The organism is Shewanella sp. CAL98-MNA-CIBAN-0140, assembly GCF_040309905.1.
Taxonomy (GTDB): Bacteria; Pseudomonadota; Gammaproteobacteria; order Enterobacterales; family Shewanellaceae; genus Shewanella; species Shewanella psychromarinicola.
The window spans coordinates 38,076-57,885 of record NZ_JBEOPI010000020.1; the positions used below are offsets into that span (position 1 = coordinate 38,076).

Annotated in this window: 13 protein-coding genes; 8 read left to right on the forward strand and 5 right to left on the reverse strand. The window is 43.2% G+C overall.

What is annotated here, in order from left to right; translation table 11 throughout:
- Positions 1-171: 171 nt before the first annotated feature.
- The 4 genes from mak to AAEY93_RS11870 form a co-directional block, all read right to left on the reverse strand.
- A complete protein-coding gene (mak, locus tag AAEY93_RS11855) occupies positions 172-1,077 on the reverse strand; it encodes a fructokinase (RefSeq protein ID WP_351077082.1) in 906 nt (301 codons plus the stop codon).
- Positions 1,078-1,150: 73 nt separating this feature from the next.
- A complete protein-coding gene (gene cysQ, locus AAEY93_RS11860) occupies positions 1,151-1,951 on the reverse strand; it encodes a 3'(2'),5'-bisphosphate nucleotidase CysQ (RefSeq protein WP_351077085.1) in 801 nt (266 codons plus the stop codon).
- 372 nt (positions 1,952-2,323) lie between these two features.
- On the reverse strand, positions 2,324-4,963 hold the full coding sequence (locus AAEY93_RS11865) for a glycoside hydrolase family 3 protein (protein ID WP_351077088.1): 2,640 nt from the start codon (positions 4,961-4,963) through the stop codon (positions 2,324-2,326).
- A 10-nt stretch (positions 4,964-4,973) separates the two neighbouring features.
- Positions 4,974-6,281 carry a sugar MFS transporter gene (locus AAEY93_RS11870; RefSeq protein ID WP_124011858.1) on the reverse strand — a complete coding sequence of 436 codons (1,308 nt, stop codon included), beginning with the start codon at positions 6,279-6,281 and terminating at the stop codon, positions 4,974-4,976.
- A 352-nt stretch (positions 6,282-6,633) separates the two neighbouring features.
- Here AAEY93_RS11870 and AAEY93_RS11875 point away from each other — a divergent pair, with 352 nt between their 5' ends.
- The 3 genes from AAEY93_RS11875 to AAEY93_RS11885 all read left to right on the forward strand — a co-directional run bounded on the left by AAEY93_RS11875 (position 6,634) and on the right by AAEY93_RS11885 (position 10,725).
- Complete coding sequence (locus AAEY93_RS11875; protein ID WP_124011859.1) at positions 6,634-7,965, forward strand: GH1 family beta-glucosidase; 1,332 nt, start codon at positions 6,634-6,636, stop codon at positions 7,963-7,965.
- A gap of 97 nt (positions 7,966-8,062) precedes the next feature.
- The gene (locus AAEY93_RS11880) at positions 8,063-9,391 is read left to right on the forward strand and encodes a glycoside-pentoside-hexuronide (GPH):cation symporter (RefSeq protein ID WP_351077092.1); all 1,329 of its coding nucleotides are present in this window, start codon (positions 8,063-8,065) and stop codon (positions 9,389-9,391) included.
- A gap of 317 nt (positions 9,392-9,708) precedes the next feature.
- Positions 9,709-10,725: a LacI family DNA-binding transcriptional regulator gene (locus tag AAEY93_RS11885; RefSeq protein WP_124011861.1), complete on the forward strand. Its 1,017-nt coding sequence runs from the start codon at positions 9,709-9,711 to the stop codon at positions 10,723-10,725.
- 9 nt (positions 10,726-10,734) lie between these two features.
- Here AAEY93_RS11885 and AAEY93_RS11890 read toward each other — a convergent pair whose 3' ends face one another.
- Positions 10,735-10,887: a hypothetical protein gene (locus tag AAEY93_RS11890; RefSeq protein WP_164839503.1), complete on the reverse strand. Its 153-nt coding sequence runs from the start codon at positions 10,885-10,887 to the stop codon at positions 10,735-10,737.
- Between the two features lie 514 nt (positions 10,888-11,401).
- Between AAEY93_RS11890 and AAEY93_RS11895 the strand changes: the two genes are divergently transcribed.
- The 5 genes from AAEY93_RS11895 to AAEY93_RS11915 all read left to right on the forward strand — a co-directional run bounded on the left by AAEY93_RS11895 (position 11,402) and on the right by AAEY93_RS11915 (position 19,807).
- On the forward strand, positions 11,402-14,338 hold the full coding sequence (locus tag AAEY93_RS11895; RefSeq protein ID WP_124011862.1) for a TonB-dependent receptor: 2,937 nt from the start codon (positions 11,402-11,404) through the stop codon (positions 14,336-14,338).
- Between the two features lie 405 nt (positions 14,339-14,743).
- The gene (locus AAEY93_RS11900) at positions 14,744-16,339 is read left to right on the forward strand and encodes a tryptophan halogenase family protein (protein WP_124011863.1); all 1,596 of its coding nucleotides are present in this window, start codon (positions 14,744-14,746) and stop codon (positions 16,337-16,339) included.
- Between the two features lie 129 nt (positions 16,340-16,468).
- Complete coding sequence (locus tag AAEY93_RS11905) at positions 16,469-17,191, forward strand: SapC family protein (RefSeq protein WP_351077098.1); 723 nt, start codon at positions 16,469-16,471, stop codon at positions 17,189-17,191.
- Positions 17,192-17,197: 6 nt separating this feature from the next.
- Positions 17,198-18,271, forward strand: coding sequence for a cupin-like domain-containing protein (locus AAEY93_RS11910; protein WP_233768551.1), 1,074 nt, complete (start codon positions 17,198-17,200; stop codon positions 18,269-18,271).
- Between the two features lie 42 nt (positions 18,272-18,313).
- Positions 18,314-19,807 (forward strand): tryptophan halogenase family protein, encoded by a 1,494-nt coding sequence (locus AAEY93_RS11915; protein ID WP_124011865.1) that lies wholly within the window; start codon positions 18,314-18,316, stop codon positions 19,805-19,807.
- Positions 19,808-19,810: the final 3 nt, after the last annotated feature.

Here is a 19,810-nt window from a genome sequence, read left to right on the forward strand (position 1 = left end):
CGGTATATCACTTGATCAATTAACACTGCGGCTAGTTTATCGTTATCAGCTTCGAATACAAACCATATAGAGTAAACAAAAACGGCACTTGTTAAGTGCCGTTTGGTATAAGGAGCAGATTAACGCTCAATGATATGAATTAAGACTCGTTCTCACAGAAATGAACTGAAGCTACGTCTGGTCTTTGCCCCACAGCCATGCTGCACCGCGAACGCCTGAAGAAGCACCAAATTTATTCTTAACGACTTGGGTTCCGCATTCACGGCCAACAACATATTTGGGTAACACTTTAGGTAGTTCGGTATAAATGGCATCGATATTAGAGACGCCGCCACCGAGTACAATCATGTCTGGGTCCATCATATTAATCACATGCGCGAGTGAACGCGCTAGGCGATCGATATAACGCTCAAATGCAGCTGTTGCCAATGGATCACCCTGTTGCATCATTTCAGAAATTTGAATGCCACTGGTTGCTTCACCGCCTACGGCGCGAAAATCACGCACAAAGCCAGTACCCGAAATAAAGGTTTCGATACAATCGCGATTGCCACAAAAACAGCTGGTGGTATTAAACTCATCGGCCGTCATCCAAGGTAGAGGATTATGTCCCCATTCGCCGCCAATGCCATTACCACCGCCATGTACACGGCCGTTAATGGCAATGCCTGCACCACAACCTGTACCGATAATGCCACCAAAAATAACACCTTTACCGGCGGCAGCGCCGTCAACCGCTTCTGATACCGCAAAACAGTTTGCATCATTGGCAACACGCACTTCGCGGTGCAGCAATTCACTTAAGTCTTTGTCTAAAGGATGACCGTTAATCCAGGTTGAATTTGAGTTTTTTACCAAGCCGGTAAACGGTGACACGACCCCTGGGATCCCAACACCTACAGAACCGATTTGTCCTGTGGCCGATTCAGCATCGGCAACTAAACTCACAATGGCTTCAATGGTTCCAGGGTAGTTTTTGGGAGTAGAAATGCGCTTCCTGAAAATTTCAGCACCATCTTCGGCTAACGCCACTATTTCAATTTTGGTACCACCGAGATCGACGCCCATGCGCATCATAACTTGTCACTCCATTTGCTGATTATTAATTGGGATTCCATATTTGACCAACAAAGGCTGAAAACGATTCCAACTACTTGCGGGCAAACCATGCCGATGATGCGGCAATAAAATACGGATTTAAAATATTTTCTTTCTGGTTATATTGCAGTGGTGTTAGTGCCGGATATTCAACAACCCGTCCACCCGCACTTTCCAATACCGCTTGCGCTGCTGCAGTATCCCATTCACTGGTTAGGCCTAGTCTCGGATAAACATCGGCTTGGCCTTCGGCCACCATACAAAATTTCAATGAACTGCCGACGCTTAACATTTGGTGTTCGCCAATAGTCTGTAAATAAGCGGCAACATCTGGGCTAACGTGAGAGCGACTTCCAACTACAATAGGTGGCGATTGCACTGCTCGGTCATGAATATCTAATATCGATAACTGCCCGTTATGCTCAAGCCAAGCACCTTGGCCAACAATGCCGCTATAACATTTACCTAATACTGGCGCATAAACTACGCCGACTATCGCTTGTCCCTGGTGGATCAGCGCAATATTGACAGTAAATTCACCATTGCGTTTAATAAACTCTTTAGTGCCATCCAGTGGATCAATCAACCAATAGGTTTGCCAGGTTTGTCGTTCTGCCCAACTAATATCAGCATCTTCTTCACTCATCACAGCAATATCTGCAAAATGCTGTTTAAGGCCGGCAACAATCACATTGTGGCTAGCGATGTCAGCCGCGGTAACCGGGCTATCATCTTGTTTAACTTCAATCTGTAAATCAGTTTGAGCATAAACCTGCATAATGGCTTCGCCGGCTTGTTTGGCGAGAGTTACTATTTGCTGTAAGTCTGTTTTTGAAAATACAATGTTAGACAAATCAATTCCTTATCAAATTCATATCACGTTAGAGATCAACACACTATCGATACGACATTATGCCATTATTAACATCATAGATTGATAACCATTTGATTGCACTTCAATCAAAAATAACTAAGCACCGGTTTTCAACAACTAAGTATGATTGTTGAGTAACTGTATATTAACTCCGTTAGATACTAAGCCAAGCAACGTCACACTCAAGCAATACAGTCCATTTTTGTATTTGTATTCAACCGCTAGATATCGTTATGTCATCGTCTCGCATTCGCCAGTCAATATTAAAGCGCTATTATCACCTTCATTCTAATTATGATTAGCTAGGCTTATCAGTAATAAAATACCCCTAACCCCTTAATATTAAATATTTTACTGGCATTGAATGGTATTGCCGCCTTGCTTGGCTTGGATGACAACATCGCTAAAGCTTAATTCAACTTTCGCTTCCGTGGCCAGATAAAAAGGCGACACAAGTTTAGCAAAATCCATTGGCTCACCAGCGAAACAATTGAGCGATACACTGATGGCTTGCCATTCGCCTAATTTAGTATTGACCAGCTTGGCAATATCCACTTGTTGACGGCAATCACCTTCACACGCCAACCCTAACCACAACGGCTTTTGTACTGGTTGCAGCACTTTAATGCTCAGTGATAACGCTGAATGACCTTTGCTGTAGGCTCTAAAGTCGCGCGGGAAATTACTGATTAAACCAACAGTCCCTTGTTCACTACCATTAAAAGAGACTAAGCGTGCATCTTCTTGCACTACGCGATCCATAGTACGGATATTCAGTGCACTATTGTTTGCCACGCTGCTTGATAAGCCCTGTCGCTCATTATTGGTTGCTATGTACATTGACCAAGGAGATTTCACTGCGCGTTCAAATAAAGCTAAGTCTTCAAGTGTTTGAGTGGCTGAAAAATTATCTTCTGATAACTGATCTAAGGTTACCGCATCGGTTGACGCTGACTGATAGGTTAACCCATAGCCGTAAGGAATAAGCGGTTGATAGTCAGCTTGGGCTTGGGCGCTGTTATCTTGCGCTAATGGCACGTTAACTTGAGTTTGCTGTGGCGAAGATGGCCATGAGAATGACAATTTACCGACAAAATCATAAGCAACACTTCCATCTGGCTTAGTGAACAACACGTCTGCTATGCCTTGGCCTTCAGATCCTGGAAGCCACGCGGCAACAAACGCATCTGACTGGTTAAATTCAGGGTTAACCCACATTGGGCGACCGCTGATAAATACTGATACCACCGGGATCCCCTGTGCTTTGAGCTTTTTCAATAAAGCCAAATCGCGCTTATCGCCACGCTGATATTCTACGTTATCAATATCGCCGTTACCTTCTGCATAGGGCTCTTCTCCAAACACCACTATTGCAACATCAGGTTTTTGCTGCGGGTCAAATTCACCGGCAACACTCAATGTGGCTTTACCACCAGCTTGAGTCACCAATTTATCAATACCAGCGTAAATTGACGTAGCACCAGGAAAGTCACTATTTTGGTTATCAGTGCCCTGCCACGTAATGGTCCAGCCACCGGATTGTTTACCGATATTATCCGCAGCATCACCTGCAACCAACACCTTAACGTTCGGCTTTAGCGGCAATAATGATTGATTATTTTTAAGCAGCACTAATGATTCTCGTACCGCTTGGCGAGCTACTTCACGGTGACTTGCTTGACCAATTAATTCTGTTTTACCCGATAACGGACGATTGACAGGGCTAGGTTTTTCAAACAAACCCGCACGAAACTTGACTCGCAAAATACGGCTTACCGCATCGTCTATCCGCGCTTGACTAATCTCGCCGCGGTTAACTTGGGCGATAGTATTTTCATATAATGGTTTCCAAGCTGCAGTTGGCACCATAAAGATGTCTAACCCAGCATTGACGGCTTGCGCACAAGACTCATTAGTACAGCCTGCAACTTGTCCGTGACCGTTCCAATCACCTACCACAAAACCATCGAAATTTAATTTATCTTTAAGTACATCTGTTAATAGATATTTATTGCCATGATTTTTAACCCCATGCCAGCTATTAAATGATGCCATAACACTTTGTGATCCAGCATTGAGTCCACCCACATAGCCTTGTGCATGTATGTCATATAAGTCTTGTTCACTGGCCAGGTTTTCGCCCTGGTCTATGCCTTTTTCAGTTCCGCCATCACCTAAAAAGTGTTTTACCGTTGAAATAACATGTTGATCAGATAAAAAATCGCCTTTCACTGAGCCTTGTAGGCCTTCGACAATGGCATAAGCATAGGTTTTTACAATCTGTGGGTCCTCAGAATAACCTTCGTAAGTCCGGCCCCAGCGATCGTCACGCACCACCGCAACGGTGGGAGCAAATACCCAATCAATCCCCGTTACCATGACTTCTTTGGCTGTAATCGCAGCAATTTTTTCAATTAATTTAGGGTTATTGGCGGCGCCCAAACCAATATTATGCGGAAATAAGGTCGCGCCAATAACATTGTTATGACCGTGTACGGCATCGGTGCCCCACATGGTTGGAATATTAATGCCGTCGACGCTGTCATCAATTGATGCTTGATAAAATGATTCAGCTAACGCAATCCAATCTGCTGGAGTCGCGTGCTTGTCATTATTAGGATAAGCACCGCCACCATTAAGATATGATCCAAAACCATATTTACGCATATCTTCAACGGTAATATCACGGATCTCTGGCTGGATCATCTGGGCCACTTTTTGTTCAAGCGTCATCTTGGCCACTAATGCATCAATATTGGCTTCTAATGCTGGATCTTTTGCTATGGCTGGGGTTAATTGAGGCCAAATAGCTAATGACTTTGATGCGGTGTTCTCAGCGGTAACATTAATAACAGCGGCTTCTGTAGCAAGCTTATTTGTGGGTTGACTGTCGTTGCACCCGCTGAGGCTAAACAAAATACCTAAGGCAATCAAGCTGGTTTTTGTCGACGTTATGGCTATCGAGACACGCTGTAATTGAGTCTGTTTCATTGTATTTCCCTTACGCCATTTCTGTTGACACGGGGCGTTTTGCATCACACCCTATCAACCCGTAATAACCAATAAAGCCGTAACATAAAAGAGGCACAATAAACGCTAATTGAATGCCAATACTGTCCGCTAACATACCTTGAAATAACGGCAATACCGCGCCACCCACAATGGCTAAGCATAAAATGCCCGAACCTTGGCTAGTGTGTTGTTTTAAATCATGTAACGCTAAGCTGAAAATAGTGGGGAACATAATTGAGTTGCATAATCCGACTAGCAATAACGCCCACATGGCAACGGTGCCAGCACTTAACATGGCTGCAGCAACCAAAATACAAGCACATACCGCGTTAAACGCTAGCACCTTACCCGCTTTAATTTTTTGCATCACAGCAGCGCCAATAAAGCGCCCTACCATCGCACCACCAAAGTAGTAAGCAATATAATGTGCTGCCTGCGATTCAGACACCCCGCCAATATGATCTTGAGTTAAAAAACTGATCAAAAAACTGCCAATACCGACCTCAGCACCAACATAAACAAAAATACCTACCGCACCCAATACCAGATGTGGATATTGCCATGCGCTGCCTTTGACTGCTGCACTAGACTGAGTGTCTCGTTTACCCAGTAAAGGCAGTTTTAGCAAAATAAAAATGAATGCCAATACAAACAACGCACCCGCTAAAATAAGATAAGGCGTTTGTACTGCACTGGCTTGTTGCTGAACAGATAGCTGGCCAATCACTTCGCCAACTTCTGTGATTTTATCGTCGTGCTCCACCGTCGACAAAATTAACCAACTACCGAAAAATGGCGCAACGGTAGTGCCTAATGAATTAAATGCTTGGGTTAACGTTAACCGAGATGATGCCGTTTCAGCAGGGCCTAACGCACTGACATAAGGATTGGCTGACACTTGCAAAATAGTAATACCTGATGCTAATACAAAAAAAGCAAACAAGAACATATTGTAAGAGCCATAACTAGCCGATGGGTAAAACAGTAAACAGCCAATACAGGCAATAATTAATCCGGTAATAATACCTTTCTGATAACCAATCTTACCCACTAGCGCACCCGCCGGGATCGACACAATAAAGTAGGCCCCAAAAAAGCAAAACTGCACCAGCATCGCTTGGGTGTAATTAAGGTCAAACATATTTTTTAAGTAAGGGATTAAAATGTCATTGAGGCAGGTTAGAAAGCCCCACATAAAAAATAACGATGTTAACGCCACTAACGCAAAGCGAAAGTTCCCCTGCTGATGGGTTGAATTAATCTGAGTTAATTCTGATTGAAGCTGCGAAGTCGCCATGACATTCCCTTATTGTTGTTAATCGTTATGTTGGGTTGCAGTACCTTACGTCAGTGACAATATCACCAAAAATAATCTCCATATCGTCAGGTCAACACCGACAATGTTGCATTTGGTTCATTGATAATAATTAGCCGAATCAATTATTGACCTTTGGATAATTAATCACTAATCTCAATGTAAGCGCTTTCATTTTTAACATATCGATAACTGATGTCAACGATTTTTAAACGCTAGAGCATAATTTTTACTGTGTAGTTAACACGTCACAATGGCTTTTCTCGGGGTGTTTCAACCTAATACGTTATTAATAAAAATAGACAAAATTAATCAATACTAAGTGAATAAATATATGAAAATTATGTTACCAGCCGATTCCAAAATGCATTCAAAAGCGTTCACCTTTGGTGTGGCGACTGCTTCTTTTCAAATTGAAGGCGCAGTGGCATCACGCCTCCCTTGTATATGGGATACATTTTGTGCCACTAAAGGTAAAATTCGTGATAACTCTAACGGTGAGCAAGCTTGCGAGCACGTTAAATTATGGCGTGAAGACATTGATTTAATTGAATCATTAGGGGTTGATGCCTACCGTTTATCAATTTCCTGGCCTCGGGTTATGCACCAAGATGGCAGCCTTAACCCACAAGGTGTTCAGTTTTATACCGACTTACTTGATGAATTAATCCGTCGCGGTATTAAACCTTTTGTCACCTTATATCACTGGGATTTACCGCAACATATTGAAGATAATGGTGGTTGGTTAAATCGTCAAACGGCCTATCAGTTTGCGGACTACGCCGACAAAATCACTCAAGCGTTCGGTGACAGAGTGTATTCCTATGCCACCTTTAACGAACCTTTTTGCAGCTCTTACTTAGGCTATGAAATTGGCGTTCATGCACCTGGATTAGCGAAAAAGGCTTATGGTCGCCAATCGGCGCATCATTTATTACTGGCACATGGCCTAGCCATGAAGGTACTGCAAAAAAACAGCCCAACTAGCCAAAATGGTATTGTGCTTAACTTTACCCCTTGTTATAGCGCAACCGACAGCGTTGCAGACGTACAAGCCGCCGACAAAGCCGACCAATACTTTAATCAATGGTACATAAAACCGTTATTTGACCGGTGCTACCCAGACATCATCAATGATTTTGCCGCAGAAGATGTACCCATTATTGAAGACGGTGATTTTGATATTATCGCCCAACCCATCGATTTTTTAGGGATTAACTTCTATACCCGCGCGGTTTATAAAGCCGATGCGGAAAATGGCTTTAGCCAAGTAGACATGGTTGGCAAACCTAAAACCGATATGGGCTGGGAAATTTATCCGCAAGCCTTTACTGATTTGCTAACCTCATTACATGCGCTTTATCCATTACCACCGATATACATTACTGAAAATGGTGCGGCAATGAACGATAAACTGCTAGATGGCAAGGTAGATGATGTTGACAGAGTCAAATATTATGACGCCCACTTAAATGCAGTAAACAAGGCCATTGAACAAGGTGTTAATGTTGTGGGCTACTTTGCTTGGAGTTTGATGGATAATTTTGAGTGGGCAGAAGGTTATTTAAAACGCTTCGGTATTGTCTATGTCGATTATGCTAACCAACAGCGCACCTTAAAAACCAGTGCACACGCATATCGAGACTTTATTAGCGCAAGAAAATAACTAAACATAAAATGGAGATTAAGTCGTTATCTAAATGACTTAATCTTATTCAAACAGTTGCATCATTTTAAAATATAAAATAATAATTGAGGCATGTATGATCAGTATAAGAGAAAAAGTAGCCTACGGACTTGGGGACACCGCCAGTAACATTGTATTCCAAACGGTAATGCTATTTTTAACCTTTTTCTACACCGATATTTTCGGTATTTCACCTGCATTTGTTGGCACCATGTTTTTAGCCGTTCGCTTAATTGATGCCATTACCGATCCATTAATGGGTGCATTAACTGACCGAACCCATACTCGTTGGGGAAAATTTAGACCCTACCTATTATGGTTTGCCCTGCCCTTTGGAATAATCAGCGTACTTGCCTTTACCACCCCAGATTTGTCTGAAGATGGCAAAATGATTTATGCCTTCGTGACCTACACGGCATTAATGATGGTTTATACCGCCATTAACATTCCTTACTGTGCCTTAGGCGGGGTATTGACTGCCGACCCTAAAGAACGGGTATCAGTGCAATCATATCGTTTTGTGTTTGCGATGCTGGGCGGATTATTGGTGTCTGGCCTAACCTTGCCATTGGTGGAGTTTTTAGGTAAAGGCGATCAAGCAAAAGGCTACCAACTGACCATAGCTGCCATGAGTATTTTGGGGGTAGCGATGTTTTTGGTCTGCTTTTGGGGCACCAAAGAACGCCTACATCCGCCCGTTGATCAGCAATCAAGCTTTAAAAAAGACTTTACTGACATGCTCCAGAATGACCAATGGCGTGTGTTAGCCATAGCGGCAGTATGCTTATTATCAGGAATGGTATTGCGCACCAGTTTAGCGATTTACTACGTTAAATATTTCTTAAATATGCCAGATTCCATCACACTGTTTATTACCCTTGGAATGGTCGGTAACATTTTTGGCTGCATTTTGGCTGAGCCGTTAGCGAAGCGTTTTTGTAAAGTAAAAGCCTACATCACCTTGCAGCTGATCGCGGCAGCAATGTGTGTCATCAGCTACTTTGTTGCAAGTGACCAAGTGGTGTTAGCTTTTGCGATGTTTATTGTGTGGGGGTTTACCTTCAACATGGCTACCCCGTTACTCTGGGCCAAAATGGCTGATGTAGTCGATTACGGTCAATATAAAAACGGCGTGCGTATTACTGGGATGATTTATTCATCGGTGATTTTCTTTATCAAACTTGGGGTCGCTATTGGTGGCGCTGCCGCGGGTTGGTTACTGGCTGGTTATGGTTATCAGGCTGATGTTATCCAAACAGAGCATACCCAACAAGGGATATTATTATCATTCACCATTTACCCTGCTATTGGTTCATTACTGGTGGCTTTTGTCATGCGTTGGTACACCTTAGATAATCAAAAAGTGGACCAAATTCACTTAGAATTAAATAGAGAAGCGAAATAAAAGCATGTTAGTCTTGGAACCATGTGATCCAAGCTGGCTGGATACCAATCGTATTAAATATTTGCTCATTAGCGGAAACTCAAAGCGCTGTCAGCAAGGAGAACGATTGACGTCATACTCGCGCTCTGGCGAAAGCGTTCAGCGCAGCATAAAGCACGCTAAAACCCGCCCTACGGGAGGCACTTAAGTATTCCATTTCTGTGTTGCATTGATGTAAAACGGCATAACCATTTTTATATCAATGTGCCTTGAATTTAAATGCTTGAGCGGCTCTGATCTGACTAAATATTTAATTTGATTGGTATAAATACAATAATATGGCAACAATTTACGATGTATCCGTGATGGCAGGTGTGTCTCTGGCGACAGTGTCCAGAGTGATGAACGACAACACCAAAGTCAGTGATAAAACGAAGCAAAAAGTACTCGATGCAATGGCGGCGCTGGGCTATCGCCCAAACACTATTGCCCAATCATTAGCCTCAAACTGTTCCAATAGTGTCGGAGTGTTAGTGTCACAACTTGATGGCCCTTATTATGGCCCAATGATGACAGAAATCGAAACAGCCCTTCGCACTGCCAATAAACATGTCATTATTGCCGCCGGTCACAGTGATGAAAAACAAGAAAAAGAAGCGGTTGAGTTTTTATTAAGTCGCGGCTGTGATGCGTTGATTTTAGACATTGAAGCCGTATCTGATGAGTACCTGATTAAGCTAAGCAAAGCATCAACGCCAGTGGTCTTTATTAACCGCTATATTGAATCAATTAAAGAGCGTTGTGTTTATTTAGAAAATGAACTTGGTGGTTATATGGCGACTCAATATATCCTGTCGCTTGGGCATAAAGATGTCGCCTATATTTCTGGGCCATTATACAAACTCGATGCCAGAGATCGTCTTAAAGGGCATAAACGAGCCCTGCAAGAATACCAAGTACCATTCGACCCAGAATTGTGCTTTGAAGGTAACTTCCGCGAATTTGGCGGTAGTGATGCAATGGAATATTTACTGTCACGCAATAAACCCATCACTGCGGTGGTATGTGCTAGCGATCAAATGGCCTCTGGGGCAATATCGGTGTGTTTAGAGCGAGGTTTGCGCGTACCGGACGATATTTCATTTATCGGCTACGATAATATTCCATTTCCACAATACATCTCACCTAAGCTATCGACCGTTAATAACCCAATCCATGAAATGGGTAAAATGGCTGCTCGTTGGGTATTACAGCAAGTGTATAACGATAAAGACGTCACGGTTGAGAGCTCGTTTCAACCTGAGTTATTTATCCGTGATTCGGCTAAAGCGATTTCAACAAACCACGATAATTAACTTTCATTTTCAAGAGCTGTCGACAATATGCGCTGCTATCAAGGGTTGTAATGCCCTTAATGTCAATGTTGCTGATACCTTTTCAAGTTGATCCGCCATCTTACCAATCGTATTTACTATCTGCTCATGTAGCGACTCAAGCGTTCTTCTTTTGCGTTGCATTAATGCGCCATAAATTGAAAAACTTGAGCCACTCTAAGCTATTCTGATAATGAAACAGATTGATATCATAAGCTCAATCTGTTTCAAGCATGATTAACCACCACCCCTGTGCCAGCATCCCTTCGATAGAATGTAGTTTACAAAATGTGCTGCTGATCTTGTGATTTATCAGATAACTTATTACTAATTTCATTCACAAATCGCTTAACAAAAGAAAGCGCTTACATTTTTGCGTGCGTATTTTAATAAAAATTAAACTGTTTACAAACAACAATTAAAAATAATATTAATAAAAAACCTTACACAGAAGTTAACGAAATGTAATAATTAAAACTTGTTTTTGTTGACGGCGGTCACGTTTTGCACTAGTTTTATGTAAGCGCTTACATTAGCAGTTTTATAACACAACTATTTATAAATAATGATTACCGCGTGGATAGAGAATTAAAAAAACGACTTGCGCCTAACCCGCAATATTGAGAGAAGTAGAATCTAGTCAATGGGGATTTCCTAGATGAAAACAACAACATTTACCAAAACCAAGCTTGCTACCAGTTTATCGCTAGTGCTTGGTGTTAGCAGTATGCTACCGGCCTATGCTGCTGATGAAGCCAGTGAAGAAAACATAGAAGTGTTACAGGTCACAGGTATTCGTGGCAGTTTAATTAAATCAATGGATGTCAAACGTTCTTCAAATGGAGTCGTAGACTCTATTTCTGCAGAAGATATTGGTAAGTTTCCTGACACCAACTTAGCTGAATCGTTACAGCGTATCACTGGGGTGTCGATTGATCGTGAAAACGGTGAAGGCAGTAAAGTCACGGTGCGTGGTTTTGGCCCTGACTATAATTTGATCACCCTCAATGGTCGTCAAATGCCTGTTACCACTGGCTCGCGTTCATTTGACTTTGCTAACATTGCATCAGAAAGTATCAGCGGTGTTGAAGTTTATAAAACCAGCTTAGCGTCAAACTCAACCGGTGGTATTGGTTCAACTATCAATATTTTAACCCACAAGCCATTTAGTTCGCCGGGGTTAAAAGCCTCATTTGGTGTAAAAGCGGTTGATGATCAATCAACAGATAATGGCTCAGTTACTCCTGAGTTATCAGGTTTATACTCAAACACGTTTGCTGATGATAAATTTGGTATTTCGCTATCGGCCAGTTATCAAGAACGTGAAAGTGGTAACCAGCAAGCGCAAGTCGGTACAGGCTGGCGCAGCTTTCCCGGTACGACAGACAACAGTGAATGGGGCGGCGTTGCAAAAGACGACACCCAAGTTAATCGCCCTGGTGATGACGACATTTACTCAGTACCACAAACCACCATTTATCGTTTTGAAGAACAGCAACGTACTCGAACTAATGGCCAGTTAGTCTTACAGTACAGCCCCATTGATACCATCGTCGCGAGTTTAGATTACACCTACATGCGTAACGATATCGACACCCAATCTAACGACGTATCAGCTTGGTTTAACTTTGTACCATCTGAAAACGTGTGGAGTGATGGCCCGATTGCATCACCACTCATTTATTCTGAAACTTATGACGCACCTGCTGACTTATCAATGGCAGCAGGCGATTATGGCGTACGTAACGAAAGTGGATCATTAGGTTTTAACATTGAGTGGCAAGCGACAGATAGCTTAAAACTGACATTCGATGCGCACAACTCAACGGCTGAAAATAAACCTAATAATCTTTACGGTTCAAGTAACAGCTTAAGTACCGCAGCTTTTGTGCGTACGAGTGCAGCTACTGACTTTAGTGGTGATTTACCTATCCTGGCAGTTGGTGGTGGTAATGCCGTCACCCCTGCAGATATGCTTCTTACCGGTTCGGTGTTCACTAACGAGCGTAATAAGTCTGAAATTGATCAATATCAGTTTGACGGTGAATATATCTTTGACGACGTGGGTAGCATTGACTTTGGTATTGAGTTGACCAATGTCAATAATCACTCTAAATCCGTTAACGTGCAACGTAACGATTGGGGGGGCGTGGGATCGGCGGGTGACTTTGAAGACGCTTGGTTCCCAGCAGATACGATTCAAGACAAATTTGATGCCACAGGCGGTGATTTCTCGCTTACTGATGGTAACTTCGATATTTTAAATACCATTTTCATGTGGGACTTTCATTCTGTTCGTGACTTCGCGGCAGCAAATTATGCCTCTTCGGTAAGTGGTGACTGTGGAAATGGCTTCTGTCCATCAACTAATTATGCGGCTGAAACTGACCGTTTTACGGAAGAAGAATCACAAGCCGTTTACCTACAGTACAACTACGATAACGAAATTGCCGGCATGCCGTATGACGTGCATTTTGGCTTACGTTATGAGCAAACTGACGTTACCTCAACAGCTGCAGTAGCGGGCTATGATGGCGCAGATTGGATTGCCGAAACTGAAATTGCATTAACACCTACTGGTGAGCAAGTATTTGAAACTAAATCAGGTGATTACGACTACATTCTGCCAAGTTTCAACTTCAATATTGAAGTGGTAGAAGATGTGATGCTACGTGCGGCTTACAGCGAAACGATTGGTCGCCCTAATTACACTGACATTCAAGGTGGTACTGTATTAGCCACGCTCGCTAACCGTACTAATGGTGGTGCTTCAGCGGGTAATCCAACATTACTGCCGTTAGAGTCGCAAAATATCGACTTCTCAGCAGAGTGGTATTACGCCCCATCAAGCTATGTGTCTGTGGGTTATTTCCGCAAAGATACTGAAAACTTCATCAGCAATGGCATCGTTAAAAGCACTAACGGCATTTATAACCCTGCATCAGGTGATTTATATAAAGCAGCAGTAGCAGCAACGGGTACAACCGAAGCAGGCGAAGTTCGTGACTATATTTTCAATAACTTTGCTGATAATGCCGCCGTAGATGTTGCCAATCAAACCATCAGTGGCAGTGCGGCTAATAATGATGAATTATTAAGCTTTAACGTCGACACCCCATCCAACAGCTCACGTAAGTCAGTGATTGATGGTTGGGAATTAGCAGTACAGCACTTCTTTGGTGAAACTGGTTTTGGTGTAATTGCTAACTATACCTTGGTTGATAGTGACGAGGCATACAACAATTACTCATTAGCAGATCAATCTGCAATCATCGGCATCAGTGATACCGCTAACGCCGTACTAGTGTACGAAAACTATGGTTTCCAAGCACGTGTGGCGTACAACTGGCGTGACGAGTTCTTAAACTCGCGTAGTCAAGATACGGGGGCTAACCCTAAGTACACTGAAGCCTACTCACAAATCGATTTGTCTGTTAGCTACGACATCGAATCTGTAGAAGGCTTAACCGTGTTCTTCGAGGGACTTAACATTACTGAAGAGTACACCCGTGTTCACGGACGTGCTGGCGAGCAAGTGTTAAACCTAACCGAAACCGGCGCACGTTATAGCTTAGGCGCTCGTTATACTTTCTAAGCCCATAACGTTAGTAACATTGAGCTTAGTGATATTGCGCTAAGTCGTATTTAGCTAAGGGACATTTAGCTAAAGAGCATCGCGCTAAAAGACATTCCGCCTAATACCCTTGGCGTTAGGCGGAAAATGTTAAAACGTTTTATTTTTAGGTCATTGAGGTGCACAGACTTTGTCACCTCTTTTTATTGCAACACCTTAAGTAACAAGGACGTTACTATTTTTATTTCAGCCTAAGCTCTCAACAAGCTTTTGAGCAGAGATTGAAAAACCAATACTTGAAAGTGGTTACATTTTATTGAATTCTACTTATGATATGACTTGAACATCATAAAATCTGCAACACAAATAACGATAATAATAACAACAATATTAATAACGATAGTGCCAAAGGCGTAGGTAGAGATTATGCAAAACGCAATCACCGAAATAGTCATTGTTGGAGGCGGTACAGCCGGTTGGATAACCGCTGGATTACTGGCTGCTGAGCATAATGTTGATAATGGTGTCCTAGCCCACTCGCCCAAGCTCAACATTACCTTAATAGAATCTCCCGACGTCGCCACAATCGGTGTTGGTGAAGGCACTTGGCCTTCGATGCGTTCAACCTTGAGTAAAATTGGCATCGATGAAAACGAGTTTATTCGTCGTTGCGACGCCAGCTTTAAACAAGGTTCACGATTTATTCATTGGCGCCGTGATCCTGCTAGCCATAACGCCCAAGTAGGTAATCCAGCTCAATCAGACAGTTACTTGCATCCCTTTAGCTTACCCCACGGCCATCAAGAGCTCGACTTATGTCCATTTTGGTTGTCCCATGCAGACCAAGTCAGCTTTGCCGAAGCCGTCAGTAGTCAAGAGGTTCTAACTCAACTGGGGTTAGCGCCAAAATCCATTTCATCGGCGCAGTATCATTTTCAAAATAATTATGGCTACCATCTTAATGCCGGAAAATTCAGCCAACTGTTGACCGAACATTGCACCCAAAAACTTGGGATAAGCCATATTCGCGATCATGTCAGTCATATTGTTAACCATGATAATGGTGATATCGCCAAACTGGTCACCCTAGAAAATGGCGAGATTAGTGGTCAATTATTTATCGACTGCAGTGGCACTAAGTCACTGTTGTTGGGTGAGCATTTACACGTGCCGTTTTTATGCCAAAAAGCGGTATTATTTAATGACACCGCCCTTGCGGTACAAGTACCTTATTCAGGAGATGGCAGTCCTATAGCGTCTTGTACTCATTCAACCGCGCAACAAAACGGTTGGATTTGGGACATAGGCCTACCTACACGCAAAGGCGTGGGGTATGTGTATTCATCAAGCCATACCAATGACGCTGACGCCGAGAGAACACTGTTTACCTATTTGGGGGACGCAGCCACTATCGATAAACTTCAACCGCGTAAATTATCCTTCAATCCCGGTTATCGAGCCAAGTGTTGGCAAAACAATTGTATTGCCATTGGCATGGCAGCAGGGTTTATTGAACCATTAGAAGCCTCAGCATTGGCGTTAATTGAATGGACAGCCTCAACCTTAGCGCAGCAATTACCCCCCAACCGTCAAGTGATGGATACCATCGCAGCAAGGGTGAACGATCGCTACCAATTACACTGGCAACAAATCATCGACTTTTTGAAACTGCATTATGTAATAAGCCAACGTGAAGTTGATGGCTATTGGCGCGACCATCGCGATAACCAATCGATACCCGACAGTTTACAAGCCAAACTTGAATTATGGCGCTACCAAGTACCAAGCCAGTATGATATTAGTTATAAAGAAGCTTTATTTCCGGCCGCCAGTTTTCAATATGTCTTGTATGGCATGGGTTTTCAAACTCAGTTACCCACTCATGTTAAACCGTCAATGCAACAACTGGCACAGCAACTTTTTAACGACAACCAGCAACGCACTCAAGCATTAAGTAAAAGCTTACCCAGCAATCGCGCTTTACTGGAAAAAGTGGCCCAATACGGGTTTCCTAAACTGTAATACACTTTAGCTGAGCAAGCTGGGCTGCTAGTATTAAAGCGGTTAGCATTGAAAACCACTAGAACTATAGATCACCTACAATAATCATAACAACACAATGTATTTGAACGAATAAGATAGGACATCAATATGAGCCAACATGTATTACTTAACAGTATCGATCATAAAGATCTAAAGGTTATCACCAACCGCTCTGCCGCATTAGGCGACAACCTTTGGTACAGCGTGACCTTTCCACAAGAATTTCGCAGCGTTCAAGCTCATTATCCTATTTTTTTCCATAAGGACGCGGCAACTGGCCAGTTTTACTCTGTGGCATTGTTTGGTTTTCAGCAGGATGAGAATCTGTTTTTATCTGACGCTGGTTGGAATGCATCGTATATCCCCCTTGGCGTTCGCCGCCAGCCGTTTTTGATTGGCCAACAAACCGTACAAGAAGATGGCATTGAACGTCAGCAACGCGTTATTCACCTCGATGTAGAGCACCCAAGAGTTGGCCGAACCGAAGGTGAAGCGTTGTTTTTACCCTATGGCGGTAACACACCACTATTAGATGAAATGGGTGAAATGCTTGAAGCTATTCACCACGGGATCATCGACAGTAATCGCTTTATCGATATCTTAATTCAACATGAGTTGCTCGAATCTTTCACCTTAGACATCGAATTAGATAATGGCCAAAAACATCAAATGATTGGCTTTTATACCATTAATGAAAATACCCTAGCCGGATTATCAGCTGAAACACTGGGCACATTACACCAGCAAGGTTACTTGCAAGCCATTTACATGACATTAGCTTCACACAGTAAAGTTCGCGAGCTTCTTAACCTTAAAAACGCCCAAGGTTAATTGATTATGGTGATGCCCAACGCTGATCCAACTCGATCTGAGCCAGCGCTACCGGATCTTAAACAAACTGACTCGATACAAACTGTCGACAGCGTTAGCGATTGGACCTTAGATAACGTACTGGCTCATATTGAACATGCAGATACACCTATGGTGTTTAAAGGCTTATGCCGTCACTGGCCTTTAGTGCAAGCAGGTCTTGAGTCTGCTGATAAAGCGATGGATTATCTGCGTCAATTTTATCAGGGATCAGCCGTTACCGCGTATTATTTACCCCAAGATCAACATGGGCGAGTGTTTTATAATCAGCAAGTTAATGGCTTTAATTACCAAGCGGGCCGCCTTGATTTCAACCAATTATTAAGTCGCATACAACAAGAGAATGCGAGTAAAGCACCTGCTGGAATTTACATGGGCTCAACTGACATTCACCAATGTTTGCCTGGGCTTGGTGAACAAAACAGTTTAGATTTATCGCCCACACAAGCATTAACCAGTATTTGGCTTGGCAACCAAACCAAAGTTGCCGCGCATTTTGACTTCCCCCTCAACCTGGCTTGTAACGCTGTCGGAAAACGCACCTTTACCTTATTTCCGCCCGAGCAAATCAGTAATTTATATGTTGGGCCAATGGAGTTCGCCCCTGGCGGACAAGACATCAGCATGGTCGATTTTGCCGCCCCTGACTTTGCGCGTTTCCCAAAATTTAAGCAGGCACTTGCGGCATCCTTTACCGCTGAACTGAGTCCTGGTGATGTGCTGTTTATCCCCAGTATGTGGTGGCACCATGTCCGTGGCGTTGAAGACTTTAACGTACTCATTACCCATTGGTGGCGCGACACACCGGGCCATTTAGGGCGACCGAACAATGCCCTGCTCCACAGCATGTTAAGCCTGCGCTCATTACCGAAAGCACAACGCCAAGCATGGAAAGCACTGTTTGAGCATTACATTTTCGATCATGACGATGTTGATGACAGCCACATTCCAGACAATGCTAAAGGCATGTTAACCAAGCCATTAGATGAACTAAACGCCCGTAAATTACGCGCAGACTTAATTAACAAATTAAAACGATAATGCTAAATGCAAGAGACTAAGACATTAAACAGGATGCCCAAGATGAATAAATCAGTTAAAAAAGTGGTCATAGCCGGTGGTGGTACAGCAGGTTGGATGGCCGCGGCCGCCTTTAGCAAACTATTGGGCAAAAACCTTGATATTGTCTTAGTCGAATCCGATGAAATTGGCACTGTCGGTGTGGGCGAAGCCACCATTCCCACTCTGCACGTGTTTCATCGCTTACTGGGATTAAAAGAGCAAGATGTGATGGCCGCCACCAACGCCACCTTTAAACTCGGGATTCAATTTGAAAACTGGCATGACGTCAATAAAGACTATTTGCACTCATTTGGTTTTTTAGGCAAAGACTGCTGGGCCTGTGGTTTTCAACACTTTTGGCTTAAAGGTCAACAAAAAAACATCGTCAGCGAGATTGGTGACTATTGCACTGAACATTTAGCCGCTCGTGAGGGCCGTTTTGCGGTGCTACCAAACCAAGATTACAACCATGCCTACCATATGGATGCGAGCCTTTACGCTAAGTTTCTGCGAAAATTTGCAGAGCATCATGGCATGACCCGTATTGAAGGCAAAATTGCCGATGTGTTGCAGCATGAAGACAGCGGTAATATTCGCGCATTACAACTTGAAAATGGCGAGCTCATCGAAGGTGATTTATTTATCGATTGCACCGGTTTTAAAGCCTTATTAATCGAGCAAACCTTAAATACTGGCTTTGAAGATTGGAGCCATTGGCTCCCGTGCGACAGTGCGATTGCAGTCCAAACAGAGGCGGTGCAAAAACCGATCCCTTACACACGTTCCATTGCCCGAGAGTCTGGCTGGCAGTGGCGCATTCCGTTGCAAACTCGTACCGGTAATGGCTTAGTATTTTGCAGCAAATATATCTCTGACGCCGATGCCACCGAATTGTTACTCAACAATATTGAAGGTAAGCCTATCAATCAACCTCGGGTGATTAAATTCAAAACCGGCACTCGTCGTCAGCATTGGAATAAAAACTGTATTGCAGTTGGCTTATCAGCCGGATTTTTAGAGCCGTTAGAATCCACCAGCATTCATATGATCCAACGCAGCATAGTGCGCTTATTGCAGCTGTTTCCGTCTCATGGGGTTATTCAAGCTGACGTAGATGAATTTAACCAACAAACCAAGATTGAAATCGACAACATTCGCGACTTTATTATTCTGCACTATAAAGTGACCGACCGTGAAGACAGCCGTTTTTGGCGTTATTGCAAAAACATGCCGATCCCAGCCTCATTACAACATCGTATCGACATGTTTAGCCAGTCTGGTAAAGTCTACAAATACGGTAACGAACTCTTTGGTGAGAGCTCGTGGATCCAAGTGATGATGGGCCAAGGTTTACAGCCTAAAGAATATCATCCGATTGTCGACATGATGGAAGACGCGGAATTGGCTAGCTTTTTAAACAGCATCAAAGCCACGGTGAAACGTAAAGTCGATACCTTACCTGCCCATCATGACTTTGTGCAGCATTACTGTAAATCGACGGCGATGCAAGGCTAGAGC